This window comes from Mesorhizobium sp. SEMIA396 (assembly GCF_024518615.1).
GTDB lineage: Bacteria > Pseudomonadota > Alphaproteobacteria > Rhizobiales > Rhizobiaceae > Mesorhizobium.
The window spans coordinates 629997-651084 of the sequence record NZ_JANIFC010000002.1 but is presented as its reverse complement, the minus strand read 5'-3'; the positions used below and the strand labels follow the sequence as shown (position 1 = coordinate 651084).

Sequence of the window (21088 nt, the reverse complement as noted above, 5' to 3'; positions counted from 1 at the left end):
TATAAGCTCAGCTTATGCGAAGCCTGCGCCACCTCCTGCCCTCGGCCGGCAGCCTGATCGTCTTCGAGGCGGCCGGGCGGCTGTCGAGCTTCACCGCCGCCGGGCGCGAGCTCGGCATGACGCAGGCCGCCGTCTCCTATGCCGTGCGCGGGCTGGAAGAACGGCTTGGCGCCAAGCTGTTCCAGCGCCGCCACCGCCAGGTTCTCCTGACCGAGGCCGGCGAGCGCTTCCATGCCGATGTCTCGCTCGGCCTTTCGCATATTCGCAAATCGGCGGAGGATCTGCGCCTGCAGGCAACCGGCGGTCATGTCACGCTGGCTGCCTCGACCGCGTTCGGCTCGTTCTGGATGATGCCGCGCCTGCAGCAGTTCCGCGACGAACTGCCGGGCATCGACCTGCGTATCCAGACCGCCGACCGCGACCTCGACATCATCGCGGAAGGCATTCCGCTCGGCGTGCGCGGCGGCGCGCCGCTGGACTGGCCGGACTATCACTCGTTGCCGCTGGCCGACGAGGAGATATTTCCCGTCGCCGGCACCAGTTATGCGGCAAAGTTCGGCCTGCCCCAATCCGCTGCCGAACTGGCCACGCACCGCCTCATCCATCTGGAGGAGCCGTATCGCGAGGCGGCCAGCTGGGACGAATGGTTCCAGTCGGCGGGCGCCAATCTCAGCGATACCGCGCGCGGCCTGCGCATCAACGACTACGGCCTGGTGATCCAGGGCGTCATGGAAGGCCAGGGCATCGCGCTCGGCTGGCGGCACCTCGCCGAGCGGCTGCTGGCGTCGGGCTTGCTGGTGCCGGTGACGGATCATGTGCTGAAGACCGGCAAGGCGTTCTATGTCGTCTGGCCGAAGAACCGGGAACTCAGCGACAACGCCCGCAAGGTGCGAGACTGGCTGGCGGAGCAAGCGTGAGGGGCAGCGCCTCCCAGTCCCTTGGAAGTCGGCGGGACAGCACCTCCCTGCGGCCTGCCAGAGGGAGGTGCTGTCTCGCCAGCCTATCCACTGTTCCGCAACACCGAATCCTTCCGCATCCGTCTCGAATCCGCCTATAGTGCTGCCATGCCCATCCGCCAGCTTTCCGAAACGATGATCAACCAGATCGCCGCCGGCGAAGTCATCGAGCGTCCGGCGAGCGTCGTCAAGGAACTGGTTGAGAATGCGCTCGATGCCGGCGCTTCGCGCGTCGAGATCGTCACAGCCGGCGGCGGGCTGAACCTGATCCGCGTCACCGATGACGGCTCCGGCATTCCCGAACGGGAGCTGGCGCTGGCGATCGCACGTCATTGCACCTCCAAGCTCACCGAGGATATCAACGACATCCGCTCGCTGGGCTTCCGCGGCGAAGCGCTGCCGTCGATCGGCTCGGTGTCGCGACTGTCGATCCGCTCGCGCACGGCAGCAAGTGACAGCGCCGCCGAGATCGGCATCGAGGGTGGCCGCGTTCTGCCTGTCAGGCCGGCGGCGGCCAATCGCGGCACCACGATCGAGGTGCGCGACCTGTTCTTCGCAACGCCGGCCCGGTTAAAGTTCATGAAGGGCGAACGCGCCGAAAGCTCGGCCACCAGCGATGTGGTCAAGCGCATCGCCATCGCCTTCCCCGCCGTGCGCTTCACGCTGGCCGGCTCGGACCGCTCGACGCTGGAATTGCCGGCGGCGGATGACAGCGCGGAAGGCAGCCTGCGCCGTGTCGCCCAGGTGATGGGCACCGACTTTCCCGACAATTCGATTGCCGTCGATGCGATGCGCGAAGGCGTGCATCTGACCGGCCACGTGTCGATCCCGTCCTTCACCCGCGCCAACGCGCTGCAGCAATATGCGTATGTGAACGGCCGCCCGGTGCGCGACAAGCTGATCGCCGGCGCCATACGCGGTGCCTATGCCGACGTCCTGCCGCGTGACCGCCATGCGGTGACGGTGCTGTTCCTGACGCTCGACCCGGCCATCGTCGACGTCAATGTCCATCCAGCCAAGGCCGATGTGCGCTTCCGCGATCCCGGCCTTGTGCGCGGATTGATCGTCGGTGCAATTCGACAGGCACTGGCCGATGCCGGCGTCCGCGCCGCCACCACGGGTGCCGCCGGCATGATGGCCGCGTTCCGGCCAGGGGCCGCATCCTACGGCCACGGCGGACCGGCAAACGGCCACCGCAGCTACGACGCGGCCTACCGCGCGTCGGGCCCGTCCGGCTTCGATCCCGTCCGGTCGTCGCAGCGGCCGCTCGATATGGGTTTCGAGGGTGCGGGCTTCGAGCAGCGCGGCTTGCGTGAAAACGAGCAAGCGGCTTTCGATGCCGGTCCGCTTGCCAGCGCCGATGCACGCGCAGGGCAGGATGAAGCGGCCGAGACCCTGCTCGGCGCGGTGCTGGGCGCGGCGCGCGCCCAGGTGCATGAAAACTACATCGTCGCCCAGACCAGGGATTCGCTCATCATCGTCGACCAGCATGCGGCGCATGAACGGCTGGTCTACGAGGCGCTGAAGAATGCGCTGCACTCGCGCCCGGTGCCCTCGCAGATGCTGCTTTTGCCCGAGATCATCGACCTGCCGGAAGAGGACGCCGAGCGGCTTGCGCTGCATTCGGAAACGCTGGCCCGCTTCGGTCTCGGCATCGAGCGCTTCGGCCCCGGCGCCGTCGCGGTGCGCGAGACGCCGTCGATGCTGGGCGAGACCAATGTCGGGCAATTGGTGCGCGACCTCGCCGACGAGATCGCCGACAACGACACGGTCGACACGCTGAAGGAGCGGCTGGACAAAATAGCCGCGACCATGGCCTGCCACGGCTCTGTGCGCTCCGGCCGCCTGCTCAAGGCCGAGGAGATGAACGCGCTGCTGCGGCAGATGGAGGCGACGCCCGGTTCGGGCACCTGCAACCACGGCCGCCCAACCTATATCGAACTCAAGCTGGCGGACATCGAACGGCTTTTCGGGCGGCGGTAGCTGCGGACGGATTGCGGGCCATCGCTTCACCGCTCGTAGGTGCCGGTGTTGACCAGCAATGCCGAGACCACCGTTCGCCCGTGGGCGAATGCCGCGCCGGCTCCACGCACCGCTGTTGCCAGAAGCGCGGCGGTCAGCAATAGCGCGCCGCCGCCAGCAGGAGCGGAGGCACGTCATCGAGACCGAGCTTGATCGCCGCCCAGGTCAGACCCCAGATCAGCGACATCACCGCGAAGAAGGCGAGATTGCGAACCACCAGATTCGCCGTTCAGCGCAATCCCTGGCGATCGACGAATATCCGGTGGATGTCGATCCGCTCCGGCAGTTCGATCAGGAACTCGGGATCGCGGTCCAGATGATGGACTTTGGTCGGTTCGCCTTTGGTAAAGGCGGTCATCGCCTGCATGTCGGCCCAATACGAGATGGTTGTGAACCACGTCTCGGCATCGCGGTCCGCGCGCAGCAATTGGACGCCAAGCGCTGTCTTCTCGAGGGGCGGAATACCCTCGGCACGCAGGTATGGCTCATAGGCGTCGGCGATGTCGCGGCGGGTGCGGCCGCGCCAGATGCGCGCGATGGTCGGTTTGGTCGGCATGAGGTTCTCCTTCAGTCAGGCGGACAGCAACTGAGCGTAGCGGACACCGGCTGTGATCAGCCGTGAACACGACCCAGGAAATCATGGACCAGCGGCAGCGCGTCGTCGAAATGTGTCTCGAGCAGCCAGTGACCCGCCCCCTCGATCAGATGCAGTTCCGCATCGGGCAGATCGCGATGATAGGCCCGTGCCGACGCCGCGGGCATATAGCCGTCCTCTGGCCCCCAAACGATCAGCGTGGGCGGATGGTGTTCACGCAAATAAGCCTGGTAGCGCGGAAACCAGGTGAGATTGGCTTCCAGCTTCTCCATCAGACCGACGGCGATCTGCCGACGAACCGGCGTGTTCATCAGTGGCCAGTGAAGGCTCCAGAGATCGGGCGCCACGCGCGTGGCGATGTCGTCAGCCACTTCTCCGATGAACTCGGCCCGGAACCCGTCCTCACTTACCGCGGCCTCGAGCGGACGGTGCTTGTCGGGCGTCTTGTCGGCCCACCAAGCCTTGATCGTGGCGTATTTGGGGCCAAGCACGTCCTCGTAGATGTCGCCGTTCTGGATGATCAGGGCACTGATCCGCTCGGGGTGCGAGATCGAATGCCGGAGTCCTATCTGCGAGCCGTAATCATGCAGCCACAAGGCGTAGCGCTCGAGACCGAATTCATCGGCAAGTTTGGAAAGCACGTCGCAATAGGCGTCGAAATCATAGCCAAAGGCGGCCGGATCTGGTGTGCCACTGTATCCGAAGCCCGGCCAGTCGAATGCAATCGTTCGCCAGCGGTCGGCGAGCGCCGGCATCAGTCGGCGGAATTGGAACGAAGAGCAGGGATAGCCGTGCGGCAACAGCAAGACAGGTGCTTCTGGCGGCCCTGCCTCGCGATAGAAAATGGATAGATCACCCAGTTGCATGCGTCGGTGCGTCGTTGCACCCGGCATTCGGACCTCCGTCGAATAAACACCGGCTAAACGCGTTTGACCGAGGCATCGTTCCCGAATGAGGGAAGCGGACGGCCGGCAATATTCATCTCTTCAAATTCACCACGATGACACCGCCCAGCGCCAGCGCGCCGCCGATTATGCCGAGCAGCGTCGGAACTTCGCCCAGCCAGAAGAAGCCGATCAGCGCGGACATCGGCGAGACCAGATAGAGGAAGTTGGAGGCACGTGCGGCGGGCAGACGCGACAGCGCGGTCGCCCAGGCGGCATAGGCGATCAGGCTGGGCACGATGCCAAGAAAGATGACGGCGCCGAGGCCTGCTGCGTCGGCAACCGCCGCCTGCGAAAAGGCCGACGGCAGGAAGGGTGCCAGGCATAGTGCGCCGAGCACCATGTTCGAAGCGGAGATGGTCAACGGATGATGGCGGGCAAACAGCGGCTTCTGGACGATGGTGTTGACGGCCGAGCACAAGGCCGAACCAAGCACCAGAAGAGCACCGGTGTTAAAAGACAGTCCATTCTCGTCGGCCATGGCGATGACGCCAATGCCGGCGAAGGAAATCACCGTACCGGCCCAGGCCATGCCCGAAAAGCGCTCGCCCAGCAGGACCATCGCCATGATGGCGGTGAAGATCGGGCTGACATTGATGATGAAGCCGGCGGCACCGGCAGAGACGGTCAGTTCGCCGAAATTGAGCATGACGGTGTAGAGCGCGACGAAGATGGCGCCGCCAAAGACCAGGCGCCACACTTCGTCGAGCCTTGGCAGCGCCGGGCGCTTGATGGCCAGGAAGATCGCCGCCGGCACCGCGGCGATGGCAAAGCGCAACGCGCCGAGTTCCAGCGGTCCGAAGGCAGCGAGACCGGCGCGGATCGCCGGAAAGGCGGAGGCCCAACCAACCACCGTCAGCGCGACAGCAATGGCTGCCGTGGTGTCCATCCGCTGTGTCGAATTCAACGTGCCCGTCATTGCATTCATCTCACTGCCCTCGCATTCTTCGGTCCTGAAAGGCAGAAAACGCCATTCCAGGCCAGTTGACAAACGACCAAATCGAGGATCACCTGTGACTATGGATCACAACTCGGACACAATGGTACCGCTCGAAACACTGCGCGCCTTCGATGCGGCGGCGCGGACAGGCAGCTTTTCGGCGGCCGCCGAAAAGCTCAACATCACCCATGGCGCCGTCAGCCGGCAGATCGCCAAGCTCGAGGACTGGCTGGGATTGAAAGTCTTCGACCGTGGGGCGCGCGGCGTCTCGCTGACGATCGAGGGCAACCGGCTGCATCTGCGCACGGCGGAAGCCTTTGCGCTGATATCGACCCATTCCGACCGCTGGGTCGAGCCGCGTGGCACGGCGGTGGTGCGGCTGACCTCGATCCCCTCGGTCAGCGGGCTGTGGCTGATGCCTCGCATGGCGGCTCTGGAGAACAATCCCTCGAAGCTGCGCATCGTGCTCGATGTCGATATCCGCCAGGCCGACCTTGCCGATGAGGGCATCGATCTCTCCATCCGCTGTGGACGCGGCGGCATTCCGGGCCGCGTCTCGGTGCAGCTTTTCGAGGAACATGTCTTCCCCGTCGCGTCACCCGAGCTTGCCCGCGAGATCGGCCGCGGCGACCCTGCCCGGCTGCTCAAATATCCGCTGATCAACGATTCCGACGCGTCTGCCTGGCGCGCCTGGTTTGCCGCGCAAGGCATGGATTATCGCCCGCGCCCGCAGGACCGTCGCTTCGAGGACTACAATCTGGTGCTCGACGCCGCCGCCTATGGGCTTGGCATCGCGCTGGCACGCCCACCCCTGACCGGACATCAATTGCAATCGGGCCGCATCACCCCCGTCGATGAGCGCACCGCGCTCAATCCGGTGTCCTACTGGCTCGACCGGCCGATCGGCCGGCCGCGCGCCGCAGCCGCCGACCTCGCCCGCCGCATCGCGGCGGAGGCCGGGCTGGCGCCGGAAAAGATCGAGGCGTTCATCGAAGCCGAGCGATAGGCCTTCCGCCGGGCATATATCGAGAACCAGCCGATTCGAAGCTCAGCGAAGCAACAACAGAACGAACCCAAGGATCACGGTTCCCAGCAAACCGGCCACTATCGAAACAAAGCCGACCTTCACCAGCAAGTGCTCAGGGTTCGGCGCCGCACCATGGGATTGATTGGCCGGCCTGTGCCTGCCCGCCAATGCACCCAAAGCGGCAGCGTTGCGCGGGACTGGAGCCTGCGGCGGGATAAGCGACAGCAATGACAGCCCCGCAACCCTGGCAGGAGCATTATCATTGGCCGTTGTCGGAGGCGGCAAGAAGGCTCGCGGCGTTTCGGCTTCGGGTTTTGCCTTTCTCGCCGCGATCGTTGCCAACGCCGCCTCTTCGCCCGTCTCAAGTTGGGCAAGATAGGCATCGACGATGCCAGCCGATGCGATCTGCTGCGATTTGACGGCCATTGGCGCGGCCGGCAAAGTCAACAGCGCTGGCGCTGTCTGTTGTGCGAGCAGAGACGGCGCCGGCGGTTGGACCAGCGCCTTGACCAGTGCCGTCATGACTGGATCGGCCTGCCCCGAGGGCACGGCCTGCGGCGTCATCACTTCCCTGAGCAAGGCGGGAAGACGAGTGGAGGAAATGTCCATTGCGGCCCACCAACACCATTTTTCCGCCTCACAATAAGCGTTCAGCATTGTCTCAGGCTTGTCGCATGCTTGACCTCGCCGGGAATTTATGGCGATGAAATCCTCATGAACCCTGGCGTCCCCGCATGATGAACCGTTTCGAAGGCCCCGGCGGCAAGGAAGCCCGCATCCGCTATCTGGATGGCGACTTCCAGGTTACCAGTCCCGGCGCGTTCGTGCGTTGCGCGGTGACAGGCGAAAGCATTCCGCTCGACGAGTTGAAATACTGGAGCGTCGCCAGGCAGGAGCCGTACATCAGCGCCACCGCCTCGCTGCGCCGCGAAATCGAGATGCATCCGGAGCTGCGTAAACGCGGTTAACCCTTCAGCTTGCGCTGGCGCCAGGCATCGAGCGTCTCGTCGATGATGCGCTCGGGAACGTGATCGAGTTCGAAGACAGTGTCGATCTCCAGCACCTCGAGCCGGTCGAGAAAGTCCTGTGGGGCGCCGTGGCGCAGCCGGGCCGCGTCCTTGGCGGTGGTGATGAGCACCAGCCCCTCAGTGCGTGCGGTCGCCGCCAACTCGGCAAGTTCGTCCTCGGCAAAGAAATGGTGGTCCGGAAACGGCCGCGTCAACGCCAGTTCGCCGCCGGCTTCGCGCACCGTGTCGAAGAATTTCTCGGGATGGCCGATACCGGCGAAGGCGAGGAACCGCTTGCCGGCAAGCCCTGCCTTGCCGCTTGGCTCTGTATGGGCCTCGAAGATCGGCCGGCCGGCGCGTGCCGCCTGGCGGACCACGCTGTCGGCGGCAGTGCCCTCGCCCATTTTCAACAGCCCGCTGGTGAAGACCAACTGGTCGACGATTTTGGCCCTGAGCGGCCCGCCCGGAATGACGCGGCCATTGCCAATTCCGTAGCGCGCATCGACGACGACCAGCGCATAATCGATGTGGATGCGGGCGCTCTGAAACCCATCGTCCATGATCAGGAATTCGCAGCCATGCCGTTCCAACAGCAGCCGGGCGCCGGCGGCGCGGTTCGGCGTCACCGCCACCGGCGCGTGTTCGGCGAGCAGCAGCGGTTCGTCACCGACATGCCTGGCACTGTCATGGTCGATATCGACCACGTGAGGCTCGGCGAACGAGCCGCCATGGCCGCGCGACAGGAAGCCGGGTTTCAGATGCATTCGCTTCGCCTGCTCGGCGAGCGCGATGGCCACCGGTGTCTTGCCGGTGCCGCCAACCGTGAAATTGCCGATGCACAGAACGGGTGCTTCGATCTTCTCGCGCTTGGCCCGCCGCATGCCGCGGCCGGCGGCGGCGGCATAGATGGCCGATAGCGGCGACAGTGCCAGGACCCGCCAGTCCGGCTCTTCCCACCAGAATGGTGGTGCTTCAGAGGCCACGCTAGCGACCGTTCGCGCCCTTCAGGCGCGACTTGACGACCAGCGGCTGGATATAGGGCTCAAGCGATTTCAGCGTGCGCGCCAGCGCGCCACGCATCTCGTCGACGGTCGCCACACCCGCCGCCATCATCTCGTGGCGCGCCACTTCGTTGGTCAGGAGGAAATTGACGGCGCCGGCCAGCATGTCGCGATCGCGCACCAGCTTGGCGCCGCCGCTGTCGAGGAGACGCTGGTAGGCCTCGCGAAAATTCTGAACATTGCGCCCGGCGAGAACCGCGGTGTCGAGCATGGCCGGTTCCAGCGGGTTCTGGCCACCCTCGGAGGTCAGCGAGCGGCCGACGAAGGCGATTTCGGTCAGCCGGAGATAGAGTCCCATCTCGCCGATCGTGTCGCCGAGCAATATATCCGTGTCGGCGGCTATCCTGTCGCCCTTGCTTCGCCGCGCGACCTTCAGGCCCATGCCGGAAATCTGCGCCGCAAGCGCCTCGCCGCGATCGGGATGACGCGGAACGACGATCGTCAGAAGACCATGGTGGCGTTTGTGCAGCGTCGCGTGGACTTCAGCCGCGACCACTTCCTCGCCGTCATGGGTCGAGATCGCCGCCCAGGTCGGGCGCGTGCCTATCTGCCGCCGCAGCGTCGCCAGCGCCCGTTCGTCGACGGGCGGCGGCGAGGTATCGACCTTGAGATTGCCCGACACGGTGACCGGCCGGGCGCCGAGCGCCAGAAACCGCTCGCCATCGACATCCGACTGCGCCACGACGTGAGCCAGGTTCTCGAACAACGCCTCGGCGATGTTGGCCCGTTTCTTCCACGACTTGAACGAGCGGTCGGAGAGCCTGCCATTGACCAGCACCTGCGGCACGCGGCGCGCGCCAAGCTCGAGGATGGTCATCGGCCAGATTTCGGATTCGGCGATGATCGCCAGATCCGGCTGCCAGTGATCGAGGAACCGGCTGACCGCCGGCTTGAGATCGAGCGGTACGTATTGGTGGATGATCCGGTCACCGAGACGCTCATCGGCGACCTGCGCCGAGGTGACCGTGCCGGTCGTCAGCACGATGTTGACGCCGTAGTCGAGAATGCTTTCGACCAGCGGCACGACGGCGATGGTCTCGCCGACGCTCGCGGCGTGGATCCAGATCACCGGCCCGTCGGGGCGCGCGCGTCCGGCGACGCCATAGCGCTCGCGGCGGCGGTAGCGGTCTTCCTTGCCGCGCGAGGTGCGCCAGGCAACATAGGGCCCGACCAGCGGATAGGCGGCCGCACCCGCGAAACGGTATGCCGACAGCATGGCTCGCGCCCAGCGGCCGCTCATCGCGGAGCATCCACGAGACGGTAGGCCTCGGCGGTCGCGGCATTGAGCGCGGTCGTCACTTCCTGGCGCTTGCGCTCCATTTCGGCCTCATCGGCGCCGGCCGCCACGAAGATCGGCTGACCGATGACGATCGACGAACGGCCGAACGGCAGGTTGATGGTGGTCTTGTCCCAGCTCTTCTCCAGTACCTTGCGGCGGCTGGTGGTGATGGCGACAGGCACAAGCGGCCGGCCCGAGAGGCGAGCCAGGAGAACGATACCAAGCCCTGCGTCTCGTGGCGTGCCGTGCGGAATATCTGCGATCATGGCGACGTTCTTGCCGACGGCGAGCGACTTTTTCAGGGCGATAAGCGCTTTTGCCCCGCCCTTGTCGAGATGCCTGGCATTTTCGCGCCCGCCGGAGCCGCGCACCGCCTCGATGCCGAATTTTTCCAGCATCAAGGCGTTGAGCTCGGCATCAGCGCTGCGCGAAACCATGGCGACCAGCGGCTTGCGCTTGGGGTAATAGGCTGGCGTCAGCAGATGCTGGCCATGCCACAAGGCGATGATGCCAGGCTCGAATTCGGTATAGGCACCGCCCGAAAACCGTGCCGATCCCTCGACGACGCGATTGGTGAGGCGCACGAAGCGCACGAACTGGGCGAACAGGCTGGCGATGGCGTTCTTGACGAATCGCGACTGCGCCAGCGGTTGGCGAATCTTGCGCCAGAAGGCCTTGGTCGTGCGGCTGCGTCCCCTGCCCGTGGGCGCGGCATCGCTTGCTGGCCCTTTCGCCAGGTCATGCTCCATCGAAGTCAACCGGCAACCTTGTTGTCGGGGTCCAGCAGCCGGTGCAGATGAACGACGAAGTAACGCATGTGGGCGTTGTCCACGCTGGCTTGCGCCTTGGCTTTCCACGCCGTGTGCGCGGATTGATAGTCCGGATAGATGCCGACGATATCGAGGCCCTCGAGATCGCGGAATTCGGTGCCGCCAAGCTTCTTGAGTTCGCCACCGAACACCAGATGCAAAAGCTGTTTCTTTCCGTCTTCCGCGGCCATGTCGGTCCTTCACATATCGTGAGTTTGTCACAGGTCTAGACCAAAGCCGCCAACTTTGGAACCTTTAGGGCGAGATGAATTCATCTCGCCGGGGAAAACGCCTTCACGCGTCCAGGCCGGCGATGACGCCGGCGAGCACGGCCAGCAATTCACCGCTGCCGGCAGCAAGGGCGCCGTGGCGGGTCACCTCGCCGGCATATAGTGGAGCGCGACCGTGCTGGTCGAGCAGCTGGCCGCCGGCCTCGCGCAGGATGAGGTCGGCCGCCGCAATATCCCAGTCATGCGCATTCGGCTTGACGAAAGTGGCATCCAGCGCGCCATTGGCGATCATCGCCAGCCGATAAGCCAGCGAAGGGCTGTAGGGCGCTCGCTTCAGCCGCGCCTGCCATTCGGCCGGCATCAGGTCGGTCAACTGCTTCAGCCCGGAAATCTCGGCTGTTTCCGCCAGCTTGCGAACCGCAATGCGCTTGCCGTTGCGGAAGGCGCCCTGGCCCGGCAGCGCCCAATAGGTTTCCTCCATCGCCGGGCATTCCAGCACGCCGGCCAGCGTACGGCCACGCTCGACGACGGCGACGCTGACGCACCAGGTGCGCTGGCCTTCCAGAAAACCGCGCGTGCCGTCGATCGGGTCGACGACGAAGGTGCGGCGTGCCGAAAGCCGGACCGGATCGTCGACGGTCTCTTCCGACAGCCAGCCATAATCCGGTCGCGCCGCCAGCAGCGTTTCGCGCAGGTAGGCGTCGGCGGCATGGTCGGCCTCGCTGACCGGCGATGTGCCGCCCTTCATCCAGACTTGCGGGCTGTTGCCGAAGTAGCGCATGGCGATGAGCCCCGCCTCGCGGGCGGCATCGCGCAGCAGCGGCAAATCTTCGGTGGCCCCGGCTATGGTGAGGTCATGCTCCGGCAAGGGTCATGCCTTCGATCAGGAGCGTTGGGGCGGCGGTGCCGAAATTACGGTCGAGGTCATCAGCCGGCACCATGTTGAGGAACATGGTTTTCAGGTTCGAGGCGATGGTGACCTCGGCGACCGGATAGGCCAGCTCGCCGTTCTCGATCCAGAAACCCGAGGCGCCACGGCTGTATTCGCCGGTGACCATGTCGACGCCCTGGCCGAACACCTCGGTGACATAGAAGCCGGTCTTGAGCGATCTGATCAGCTCTTCCGGCGACCGCTCGCCCGGCTCGATGGCGAGATTGGTGGAGGATGGCGTCACGGAAGAGCCGCCGCGGGCGCCGCGGCCGTTGGTGACGAGGCCCAGTTCCCTTGCGGCCGAGGTCGACAGGAACCAATGGTTGAGCACGCCCTTCTCGACCATCAACAGCTTTTCGCCTTCGACGCCTTCGCCGTCGAACGGCCGTGAGGCCTGGCCACGCAACCGGAGCGGCTCGTCGGTGACGGTGATGGCGGAGGCGGCCACCTGCTTGCCCATCATGTCACGCAGGAACGAGGTCTTGCGCGCGACCGAGGCGCCGTTGATGGCGCCGGCCAGATGGCCGGCGATGCCGCGCGCGACGCGTGGGTCCAACACCACGTCGACCGGCCCGGTCGCTGCCTTGCGCGCGCCGATGCGGCGCACCGCGCGTTCTCCGGCCTTGCGGCCGATGTCCTCGGGCGCATCGAGATCGGCAAAGTGCTGGCGCGATGAGAATTCATAGTCGCGCTCCATGCCGGTGCCCTCGCCGGCGATGACGCTGGCCGAGCGCGAGAACCGCGAGCCGACATAGTGGCCGAGGAAGCCGTGCGAGGTGGCCAGCACCAGGCCGCCGAGGCCGGCACCGGCGCTGGCGCCGGCCGAATTGGTCACGCCCTTGACGCCAAGCGCTGCCGCCTCCGCCGCCAATGCGGCTTCCTTCAACTGGTCGGCGGACACCTCGGTGGCGTCGAACAGATCGAGATCGCGTGTCTGTTTGGCCAGCAATGCCGGGTCGGCCAACCCCTGATAGGGATCCTCAGGCGAGACTCTCGCCATGGAAACAGCGCGTTCGGCCAGCGTTTTCGGGTCGGACGCCGCTGTCGCCGAGACACTCGCCACGCGGCCGCCGACGAAAACACGCAGCGCCACATCCTCGCTCTCGGAGGCTTCCGTAGCCTCGACCTTGCCGAGACGCACCGACACGCCGGTCGAGCGGCCGCGCACGGCCACCGCGTCGGCGGCATCGGCGCCGGCCTTTTTGGCAGCCTCGACCAGAGCCGCGACGCGGTCGGTCAATTTTGCTGCGTCTGATATATCGGTCATGCCTGAAATCCTGCTGGTGCGGCCGGTGTGCGGCCGTTGCCCACCCATCTATTGTTCCGGTCCGGCTTGTGCAATGGCATAGGCTTCAATCAAAATGCAGGGTGGGCGGTTCAAAACCGCGAACCCTGTGACGCAAAATGGGTTCGCAGCTTGCACGGAGCATTTCGATGACGCCTTTCCATCTCGCCTTCCCGGTCCGTGATCTCGATGAAACCCGCGTTTTCTATGGCGAGGTGCTGGGCTGTGCGATCGGCCGTTCATCGGCGACCTGGGTCGATTTCGACCTCTACGGCCACCAGATGTCGGCGCATCTGCGTCCGCAGGCCGCACAGGCCCCCAGTGACGGCAGGGTCGACGGCATTGTCGTGCCGATTCCGCATTTCGGCGCGGTGCTGCTGATGGACGACTGGCAGCGCCTGGCGACGCGGCTGGAGGCGCGCGACGACATCGACTGGCTGGAACGGCCGATGGTGCGTTTCAAGGGCGAACCCGGCGAACAGGCAACGCTGTTCATCCGCGACCCCTCGGGCAATGCCCTGGAATTCAAGGGTTTTCGCTCGCTGGAGCAGGTTTTCGCGCACTAACTCAGATCGAGGGCATCGGTCGATCAACGGCCGAAACGGCCCGCCGCGAAAGGTGCGAGCCGAGCCGGATCGCCGCGTCCGCCGATCAAGTCGGCGACCAGCCGCGCGGTGATCGGAGCCAGCGTCAGGCCGAGATGGCCGTGCCCGAAAGCATGAATTACGCGGGAGCTGCCGCGCGAAGCGCCGATGACCGGCCTGGAATCCGGCAGGGACGGCCGGAAGCCGAGCCATTGCGAGGCAGGCGAGCCGAGCCTGGGAAAAATTTGCCTGGCGCCACGGTCAAGCAGCGCCAGCCGGCGCGGATTTGGCGGCGCGACCAGGCCGCCGAGTTCGACGGTGCCGGCGACCCGCAAGCGGCCAGCCATCGGCGTCAGGTAGAAACCAAGATCGACGGGACAGACAGGTCGGTTGAGCAGCGGCGCGTCGGTCTGGAATTCCAGATGATAGCCGCGCTCGGTCTCGAGCGGAATCCTGTCGCCGGCCTGCGCGGCCAGTGCGCGCGACCGTGCACCGGCGGCGATCACCACCGTGCCAGCCTTGATGCGAACGCCGGGTCCGCTGAGCTGGACACCGTCAGCCTCGACCTGCAGTCCGGTGATCTCAGCCTGCTTCACCGATGCACCACGGGCACTCACCGCGCCCAGCAACCGCCGCATCACCATTGCCGGATCGGTGACATTGATCGAGTCGGGAAAATACACGCCATGCGCTGCTGTCGCCGGCAGGCCCGGCTCAAGCGCCGCCACCTCTTCGGGAGTCAGCACCTCTTGGTGGATGCCAAACCCAGCGCGCATTGCCCGGCCGCCGGCGCCAGCGGCAAAATCGCTCTCGCGGCGATAGAGGTAAAGACAGCCATTGCGGCGCAGCTGGTCCTCCAGCCCGGCCTCCCCGATCATGTCTTCCCAGGCCGGAAGGGCGTCGGCCAGCAGTCCGGCGAGCGCCAGCGCATTGGCCTGGGTCGCCGCCGGCAGCGATTGCCGCACGAATTGAACCAGCCAGGGCGCCAGTTGCAGCAGTGCCGGCCAGCGCAGCGAAAACGGACTGTCGGGATCAAGCAGCAACTTTGGCAGCGCGCGCAGCACGGCTGGACTGCCGACCGGCATACAGGCGTATTCGGCGATCGTTCCGGCATTGCCTGATGAGGCGCCGGAGCCCGGCTCATGGGGATCGATGAGCAGGACTTCGCGGCCGTCCGCGACAAGGCGAAGTGCCGTCGCCAGCCCGACAACTCCGGCGCCGACAATGGCGATTTCGACCGTTTCAGAAGCAGCCACTGTAGATCTTCCCGATTGACCGTGAATCCAGTACCGATCATGTGGTCTCTTGGTTCGGGGTCACGGTCCAGTCTTGATCCCTGGAATCGAATAGGCCAGATCTTTCCGCGCCTCAGGCAACAGGCGTCCAGATCACGTCCTCGATTTTTTGCGCGCCGGTGGCCAGCATCGCCAGCCGGTCGAAGCCGAGCGCGATGCCGCTGGCCGGCGGCATGATGGCAAGGGCGGCGAGGAAATCCTCGTCCAGCGGATAGCGCTCGCCATAGATGCGCTGCTTCTCGTCCATCTCGATGACGAAGCGCCGGCGCTGCTCGTCGGCGTCGGTCAGTTCGCCAAAGCCGTTGGCGAGTTCGACGCCGCAGCAATAGAGCTCGAAACGCTCCGCCACGCGCGGGTCGCGTGGGCTCGGCCGTGCCAGTGCCGCCTCGGCCACCGGATATTCGCACAGGATGGTCGTTCGTCCCTGCCCGAGGAATGGCTCGATTTTTTCCACCATCACCCGGCTGAACAGGTCGGCCCAGCTGTCGTCGGGCGCGGTACGCATGCCGGCCCGGATCAAGGCGGCGTATAGCGCGTCGCGATCGGTGCTCCCGTCGGCGGCGACCGTGGCCAGCAGATCGATGCCGGAATAGTGGGTGAAGGCGTCCGCCACCGTCAGCCGTTCCGGCTCGGCGAACGGATCGCAGTCGCGGCCCCGGAAAGAGAAAAGAGTCGCCCCTGCCCTTGTAGCGGCCAGCGCCAGGAAGGCCGCGCAATCCAGCATCAGGCTCTCATAGGCTTCGCCCACCCGATACCATTCGAGCATGGTGAATTCGGGATGGTGCAAGGCGCCGCGCTCGCGGTTGCGGTAGACCGGACCGAAGCTGAAAATCCTGACTTCACCGGCGGCGAGCAGCTTCTTGCAGGCGAATTCCGGCGAGGTGTGGAGATAGAGCGGCGCCCTTGCGCCGTCCGGCCCGACCGCTTCGGTGGCGAAAGCCGCCAGATGCGCCTCGTTGCCGGGCGAAATCTGCAGGGCCGCCGTCTGCACCTCGACGAAATCATGGGCGGCGAACCAGTCGCGCAAGCTGGCGGCGATGCCGTTGCGCAGCATCAGCCGCGGGCGGCGGTCGGCATGAACGTCAGGCGTCCACCAGGGCGAAGCTTCGGTCATGCGGCTCGGATCATGGTGGAAGGGGGCTGGCGGCGGCGGCCAAGATGCGGTAGGCCCCCATCCAGCGCCGCACAAGCCGGCAAACGCCAGTCAACTCTTCTTGCAGGATTTAAAACCGTGGTGAAAGTCATCGCCAGTTCGCTCCGCAAAGGCAACGTCGTCGACAAGGACGGCAAGCTTTATGTGATCCTCTTTGCCGAAAACATCCACCCAGGCAAGGGCACGCCTGTAACGCAGCTCGACATGCGCCGCATCGGCGACGGGGTGAAAGTTTCGGAGCGCTACCGCACCACCGAACAGGTGGAGCGCGCCTATGTGGAAGAGCGCGAGCATACCTTCCTCTATCGCGACGGCGAAGGCTTTCATTTCATGAACCCGGAAAGCTACGACCAGGTCGCGGTGTCGGAAGCCGTGGTCGGCGACATGGCGCCTTACCTGCTGGAAGGCATGGCCGTGCAGGTGTCGCAGTTCAACGGCATTGCCATTTCCCTGGTGCTGCCGCAGCGCGCCACCTTCGAAGTGGTGGAAACCGAGCCGACGACCAAGGGCCAGACGGCCTCGTCATCCTACAAGCCGGCCGTGCTGTCCAACGGCGTGCGCACCCTGGTGCCGCCGCACATCGCGCCGGGCACCCGCGTGGTGGTGATGACGGCCGATGGCGCTTATGTGGAGCGGGCGAAGGACTGAGGGGGGCTCTTCCCGCTTAAAGGAGGCCCGTAAGCAAAGCCTTCCCATGGACAGGCGGGGCAGCTTCGAGACACCGCCTATTGCTTGAAACAGTGCTCGCGATGCCATTGCAAGAAATGAGGATGCGGGCGTTCGAGCTGTCGGCGAGGCGGAAGCGCGCGGCGCGTCCTGTTTATGAAGCCCTGCACGCTGTCGAAGTCATTGACCTGTCTGGAGATCAGGATTTCCAAATCGTCCGACAGGCTGATCAATCCACGGTCGAACATCCAATGCGCAGTGCCGGACAGTGCGATCCCATTGTTGACGACATCAGGCCCGTCCGCCTCAACCGGTCGAATATGTGCGGCAGAAACCTCTGCTCGGCCTCCGCCATTTATCAGCTTGAGACCTGTGATCGCGCAGCGCTCGTCATAGGCACGTAAGACGACTCGACGAAAAATGCGGTCCCGCACGATTCGCGATCCGATGTAGCTTACGCGATCACGACTCTGCTCGAATTCGAATGGCGCCTGCTCATCCTGAAAGCCGGCAGATATGCCGACCTCATCAACGCGCGGCAGCAACAACTCATTCGTATCCAGGCCCAGATCGATGATCCGGTTGAAGTCACTTGGGCTGAGTGCGCGGACGGCAGATTGGGCGCGGCCAGAAATCCGTCCCTCATCATTGAGCAGGCCTCGTTCGACGGGACCATCAGATCCGCTAAATGGAACAGGATTGACGAAATCGAGGTAGCTTCCGGGCTCAATCAGCGCGAGATACATGTCAGGCGTTACCGGATCGGGGATGATCTGCTGGACTTTCGCTACAGCGTAATAGCCCCGTGTATCGTTTACCTTGCTGGGCTCGTAGTAGATAATCCACTTGCCGACACACGCTTCAACGCGGCGCAGATACGGGCGAGGAAACTGGTATTGCTCTGCGGGGCGATCGTTGTATCGCGAATCCGAGCGATGAATGAAAACCCCGAATCCCATGAATCTTCCTGCAATGCGTTCTTGGGAATAACTACTCAGATGTGGCATCAAAATCCGAACTTTGGGGTTTAGTCCAGGCGCGGTCGCACTTCCCCATGGCATCGGTCCTTCGCAGCCTCGCGCTGAAGCGCCACACTACAACGAAGCGCAGCAATATATTTCGCGAAGCCTGTCACAAAGCGCCCACCCGGTTCGTCCTTTGACAGAAGAAGGAGAGCGCTATGCCAAAACTTATCGTCACCGAATTCATCAGCGTCGATGGCATTGCCGAGGTCGAGAAGCTGCCCAGCGTGACCTGGAACGACGAGATGAACAGGTTCAAGGAGGACGAGCTTGCCGACAGCGGCGCCATGCTTTTGGGGCGCACGACCTATGAGATCTTTGCCGGCTCCTGGCCAACGGAAACCGGAGATTTTGCCGACCGGTTCAACGCGCTGCCGAAATATGTCGCCTCAAACAGCCTGAAGGCGCTCGACTGGAAGCCGGCCGAATTGCTGAAAGGGCCTCTGCCGGAAGCGGTCAGGACGCTGAAGCAAGGCAGCGGCGGCAACATCTACGTGCATGGCAGCCTCAGCGTCGCGCAGGAATTGCTGCGCCACGGCCTGGTCGACCGCGTCAGGCTGCTCAGCTATCCAGGCACCGTCGGCCAGGGCAAGCCGCTATTCCCAATCGGTGAGCCGGTGGCGCTCGACCTGATTTCCGCAAAGCCGTTTAGCAACGGCGTGGTGGCGCTAGAGTATGCGCCGATGACGGCTAAGTCATAAGACGGTTGGGCTCTCTCCTCTCAGGTGAAGGAAAGATGCACTTCACCCGACCTGCTTCCCCCGCCTCCCCTTGATGGCGGCGCTATTCCTCGCCTCAACCACCTTCTCAACCTGCCGCTTCAGCTCATCCTTGATATCGACCGTCTCGTTCATCAAAGCGTCGATCTTCAGGAAATCGAGGACGCGGTATCTCGACACTGCCGGGCGGACCAGGATGTCGGGGCGGCATTGTTTCAGCTTGTTGGCGGTGATCGACTGCATCATCAGTTGGGTGGCGCCGAACATCAGGTCGACGGAGGTCGGCTGTTTGCGGTCGGCCTCTTCCGGCGCGCCGACCACGTCGACGCCGATGATGATGTCGGCGTCGTTTTCGATCAGGTCGAACGGCACGGGGTTGTAAATGCCGCCGTCGATCAGCAGCCTGCCGTCGCGCGTCACCGGCCGGAACACGGCGGGGATGGCCGCCGAGGCCGCCAGCGCCGAGTGCAGGTCGCCGTCTTCGAAGACAGCCAGCTTGTGGCCGAAATAGTCGGTCGCCGTCACCTTCAGCGGGATTTGCAGCTCGGCGAAGGTCTCGGGAATGGCTTCGGGCAGAAAGGCTTTCAGGATGCGCTCGACGTTGAACTGGCTGACGCGGATGCCGCCCTGCATGGCTTCGGCGATGGTGCCCGGCCGCGCCCGCCACATGCGGCTCGCCACTTGGGCGCGGCGGCCGAGGATCGAGCGGGCATAGTCGTGGATGTCCTTGCCGGTCATGCCCGATGCCATGCCGGCGCCCATGATGGCACCGATCGACGAGCCGGCAATCGCCACCGGCTTGATGCCCAACTCGTCCAGCGCCTCGATGACATGAATATGCGCCAGCCCGCGCGCGCCACCGCCGCCGAAGGCTATACCGAAGCTAGGCGCCATGGTGCGCGGCTCCTGCCTCGTTTCTGGCCGGCGACGGAGACCGCCAATTGTTGAAGTTGGCGCCGCCCCTCACCTGCCTGCCGGCATCCTCTCCCCGTATAGTGACGGGGAGAAGGGTGCTGCCATCGCCGATTTCGCCAATCACAAACGTTGCAAGATGGGCGCCGAGATTGCGGCCAGCCCCCTTCTCCCCGTCACTATACGGGGAGAAGTGCCCGGCAGGGCGATGAGAGGCAGCGCCGGCGTTCGGAAAAGAGAAATGCGCGCCGGGGCTCATCCCTTGCCGGCCCCGGCCAGTTTCGGTCCGATGACCATGATGGTCGGCTCGGTCGACAGCAGCTTCTTCGCCGCCGCCTTGACCTGGTCGAGCGTCACCGCGTTGATGTAGCCGGCGCGGCGCTGCATGTAGTCGATGCCGAGATCGTCGAGCTGCAGTTCGACCAGTGTCGCGGCGATGGCGCTGGACGAGTCCAGATTGTTGATGGCGTAGGCGCCGATCATGTATTTCTTGGTGGCCGCCAGTTCCGCTTCGGTCGGGCCTTCTTCGGCCAGTCGCTTGACCACATCGCGGATGATGCCCAGCGTTTCGGACGCGCGGTCGGAGCGGGTGCCGGTGCTGACGATCAGCGCGCTGGCGTGGTCCTGGTTGATGAGCGAGGAGTTGACGCTGTAGGCCAGCCCGCGCTTCTCGCGCACCTCCTGGAACAGGCGCGAGGTGAAGGTGCCGCCGCCAAGAATCTCGTTCATCAGCACGGCGGGGAAGAAATCCGCCGCCTTGCGCTTCACGCCGGGAAAAGCGAGCTGCAGGGAGGTCTGCGGCAGGTCGTAGTCGACCTCGATATGCTGCGCCAGCTTCGGGTCGATATCGGCCACTGGCCTCAGCGCCTGGTTTTGCGGCAGGTCGCCGAACACCATGTCGAGCTTCTTCTTCAGCGTCTCCGCGTCGATGGCGCCGACAACGGCGACCCGCAGCCCGCCGCGCGCGAACACCGCTTTGTGCGAGGCATTGAGATCATCGCGCGTGATGGTGGCGATGCTTTCCTTGGTGCCCTGGTCGGAGCGGGAATAGGGATGATCGCCATAAAGCGCTCGCGCCCATTTGTTCTGCGCCACCGTGTCGGGATCGTTTTCGCCGGCGATGATGCCGGACAGGATCTGGGAGCGGATGCGGTCAATCGGCAGCTGGTCGAAGCGCGGCTCGTTGACCGCCAGCCGCAACAGGTCGAATGCCTGGTCGCGCTGCTCGGCCAGCATGCGCATCGAGCCGTAGATGCCGTCGCGGCTCTCGTCGAAGCTCATTTCGGCGCCGGCATCGTCGAGCTTGATCTGGAAGTCTTCACTGTCGAGCGGGCCGGCGCCTTCGTCGAACAGGCCGGTCATCAGATTGGCCAGCCCTTCCTTGCCGACCGGATCCTGCGTCGAGCCGCCGCCGAAGACGAAGCGGATGGCGACAACCGGCACGGAATAGTCCTCGACCAGCCAGGCGGTGATGCCCTTTGGCGAGGTGACGGACTGGATGTCCATGGCCCGCGCGGTGAGTGCCGGCAGGATGAGGAAGAGGATGGAGAGAAGTAAAGTGATCAGCGGGGCGATGGCGCGGCTCGGGGTGGTCGTTCCAAACGAACAATTGTCGAAGTCGGCGCCGCCCCTCATCGCCCTGCCGGGCACT

Annotated in this window: 23 protein-coding genes; 7 read left to right on the top strand and 16 right to left on the bottom strand. The window is 64.7% G+C overall.

From position 1 onward, the window contains the following. The first annotated feature begins 14 nt into the window (after positions 1 to 14). Together NP503_RS08130 and mutL are read left to right on the top strand one after the other, a co-directional pair. Positions 15 to 917 (top strand): LysR substrate-binding domain-containing protein, encoded by a 903-nt coding sequence (locus NP503_RS08130; protein WP_127269035.1) that lies wholly within the window; start codon positions 15 to 17, stop codon positions 915 to 917. 147 nt (positions 918 to 1064) lie between these two features. Continuing rightward, the gene (gene mutL, locus NP503_RS08125) at positions 1065 to 2939 is read left to right on the top strand and encodes a DNA mismatch repair endonuclease MutL (protein ID WP_127272144.1); all 1875 of its coding nucleotides are present in this window, start codon (positions 1065 to 1067) and stop codon (positions 2937 to 2939) included. Positions 2940 to 3072: 133 nt separating this feature from the next. Here the strand turns inward: mutL and NP503_RS08120 are convergent, their stop codons facing one another. The 4 genes from NP503_RS08120 to NP503_RS08105 form a co-directional block, all read right to left on the bottom strand. Continuing rightward, the gene (locus NP503_RS08120; RefSeq protein WP_256748382.1) at positions 3073 to 3195 is read right to left on the bottom strand and encodes a hypothetical protein; all 123 of its coding nucleotides are present in this window, start codon (positions 3193 to 3195) and stop codon (positions 3073 to 3075) included. Positions 3196 to 3207: 12 nt separating this feature from the next. Beyond that, positions 3208 to 3534, bottom strand: a complete 327-nt coding sequence (locus tag NP503_RS08115; protein ID WP_127271242.1) for an antibiotic biosynthesis monooxygenase — start codon at positions 3532 to 3534, stop codon at positions 3208 to 3210. Positions 3535 to 3590: 56 nt separating this feature from the next. Then, on the bottom strand, positions 3591 to 4466 hold the full coding sequence (locus NP503_RS08110; RefSeq protein WP_127271241.1) for an alpha/beta fold hydrolase: 876 nt from the start codon (positions 4464 to 4466) through the stop codon (positions 3591 to 3593). Between the two features lie 85 nt (positions 4467 to 4551). Then, a complete protein-coding gene (locus NP503_RS08105) occupies positions 4552 to 5445 on the bottom strand; it encodes a DMT family transporter (protein WP_127273280.1) in 894 nt (297 codons plus the stop codon). A gap of 91 nt (positions 5446 to 5536) precedes the next feature. Here NP503_RS08105 and NP503_RS08100 point away from each other — a divergent pair, with 91 nt between their 5' ends. Continuing rightward, a complete protein-coding gene (locus NP503_RS08100; RefSeq protein ID WP_127271514.1) occupies positions 5537 to 6463 on the top strand; it encodes a LysR family transcriptional regulator in 927 nt (308 codons plus the stop codon). 42 nt (positions 6464 to 6505) lie between these two features. Here the strand turns inward: NP503_RS08100 and NP503_RS08095 are convergent, their stop codons facing one another. Continuing rightward, positions 6506 to 7141, bottom strand: a complete 636-nt coding sequence (locus tag NP503_RS08095; protein WP_236383407.1) for a hypothetical protein — start codon at positions 7139 to 7141, stop codon at positions 6506 to 6508. A 77-nt stretch (positions 7142 to 7218) separates the two neighbouring features. Between NP503_RS08095 and NP503_RS08090 the strand changes: the two genes are divergently transcribed. Next, a complete protein-coding gene (locus tag NP503_RS08090) occupies positions 7219 to 7452 on the top strand; it encodes a DUF2093 domain-containing protein (protein WP_031213688.1) in 234 nt (77 codons plus the stop codon). Here the strand turns inward: NP503_RS08090 and lpxK are convergent. From lpxK to NP503_RS08060, 6 genes are all read right to left on the bottom strand, one after another. Next, complete coding sequence (lpxK, locus tag NP503_RS08085; RefSeq protein WP_127271512.1) at positions 7449 to 8474, bottom strand: tetraacyldisaccharide 4'-kinase; 1026 nt, start codon at positions 8472 to 8474, stop codon at positions 7449 to 7451. The genes NP503_RS08090 and lpxK overlap by 4 nt on opposite strands. 1 nt (position 8475) lies before the next feature. Further along, positions 8476 to 9792 (bottom strand): lipid IV(A) 3-deoxy-D-manno-octulosonic acid transferase, encoded by a 1317-nt coding sequence (gene waaA, locus NP503_RS08080; protein ID WP_027038607.1) that lies wholly within the window; start codon positions 9790 to 9792, stop codon positions 8476 to 8478. Then, positions 9789 to 10580 carry a lysophospholipid acyltransferase family protein gene (locus NP503_RS08075; protein ID WP_127266858.1) on the bottom strand — a complete coding sequence of 264 codons (792 nt, stop codon included), beginning with the start codon at positions 10578 to 10580 and terminating at the stop codon, positions 9789 to 9791. The genes waaA and NP503_RS08075 overlap by 4 nt, the downstream gene beginning before the upstream one ends. A gap of 5 nt (positions 10581 to 10585) precedes the next feature. Then, positions 10586 to 10831 (bottom strand): DUF4170 domain-containing protein, encoded by a 246-nt coding sequence (locus NP503_RS08070; protein ID WP_027038609.1) that lies wholly within the window; start codon positions 10829 to 10831, stop codon positions 10586 to 10588. Positions 10832 to 10934: 103 nt separating this feature from the next. Continuing rightward, positions 10935 to 11738, bottom strand: coding sequence for a 3'(2'),5'-bisphosphate nucleotidase CysQ (locus NP503_RS08065; RefSeq protein ID WP_127266859.1), 804 nt, complete (start codon positions 11736 to 11738; stop codon positions 10935 to 10937). After that, positions 11725 to 13068 (bottom strand): TldD/PmbA family protein, encoded by a 1344-nt coding sequence (locus NP503_RS08060; protein ID WP_127266860.1) that lies wholly within the window; start codon positions 13066 to 13068, stop codon positions 11725 to 11727. The genes NP503_RS08065 and NP503_RS08060 overlap by 14 nt, the downstream gene beginning before the upstream one ends. 167 nt (positions 13069 to 13235) lie before the next feature. Here NP503_RS08060 and NP503_RS08055 point away from each other — a divergent pair, with 167 nt between their 5' ends. After that, positions 13236 to 13652 (top strand): VOC family protein, encoded by a 417-nt coding sequence (locus NP503_RS08055; RefSeq protein WP_127266861.1) that lies wholly within the window; start codon positions 13236 to 13238, stop codon positions 13650 to 13652. A 23-nt stretch (positions 13653 to 13675) separates the two neighbouring features. Here the strand turns inward: NP503_RS08055 and NP503_RS08050 are convergent, their stop codons facing one another. Then, positions 13676 to 14926, bottom strand: a complete 1251-nt coding sequence (locus tag NP503_RS08050) for an FAD-binding oxidoreductase (protein ID WP_127266862.1) — start codon at positions 14924 to 14926, stop codon at positions 13676 to 13678. Positions 14927 to 15038: 112 nt separating this feature from the next. Continuing rightward, positions 15039 to 16079, bottom strand: coding sequence for an EF-P lysine aminoacylase EpmA (gene epmA / locus NP503_RS08045; protein WP_127266863.1), 1041 nt, complete (start codon positions 16077 to 16079; stop codon positions 15039 to 15041). A 117-nt stretch (positions 16080 to 16196) separates the two neighbouring features. On the opposite strand from epmA, the gene efp reads away from it, so the two are divergent. Beyond that, positions 16197 to 16766: an elongation factor P gene (efp, locus tag NP503_RS08040; RefSeq protein WP_027038615.1), complete on the top strand. Its 570-nt coding sequence runs from the start codon at positions 16197 to 16199 to the stop codon at positions 16764 to 16766. A 77-nt stretch (positions 16767 to 16843) separates the two neighbouring features. On the opposite strand, the gene NP503_RS08035 is transcribed toward efp, so the two are convergent. Beyond that, on the bottom strand, positions 16844 to 17743 hold the full coding sequence (locus NP503_RS08035; RefSeq protein WP_127266864.1) for an HNH endonuclease: 900 nt from the start codon (positions 17741 to 17743) through the stop codon (positions 16844 to 16846). Between the two features lie 221 nt (positions 17744 to 17964). Between NP503_RS08035 and NP503_RS08030 the strand changes: the two genes are divergently transcribed. Next, on the top strand, positions 17965 to 18507 hold the full coding sequence (locus tag NP503_RS08030; protein ID WP_127266865.1) for a dihydrofolate reductase family protein: 543 nt from the start codon (positions 17965 to 17967) through the stop codon (positions 18505 to 18507). Positions 18508 to 18549: 42 nt separating this feature from the next. On the opposite strand, the gene NP503_RS08025 is transcribed toward NP503_RS08030, so the two are convergent. Next, entirely contained in the window at positions 18550 to 19419 is an 870-nt protein-coding gene (locus tag NP503_RS08025) for a patatin-like phospholipase family protein (RefSeq protein WP_127271511.1), read from the bottom strand. Between the two features lie 273 nt (positions 19420 to 19692). Next, the gene (locus tag NP503_RS08020; protein WP_245465226.1) at positions 19693 to 21072 is read right to left on the bottom strand and encodes a pitrilysin family protein; all 1380 of its coding nucleotides are present in this window, start codon (positions 21070 to 21072) and stop codon (positions 19693 to 19695) included. Positions 21073 to 21088 lie beyond the last annotated feature (16 nt).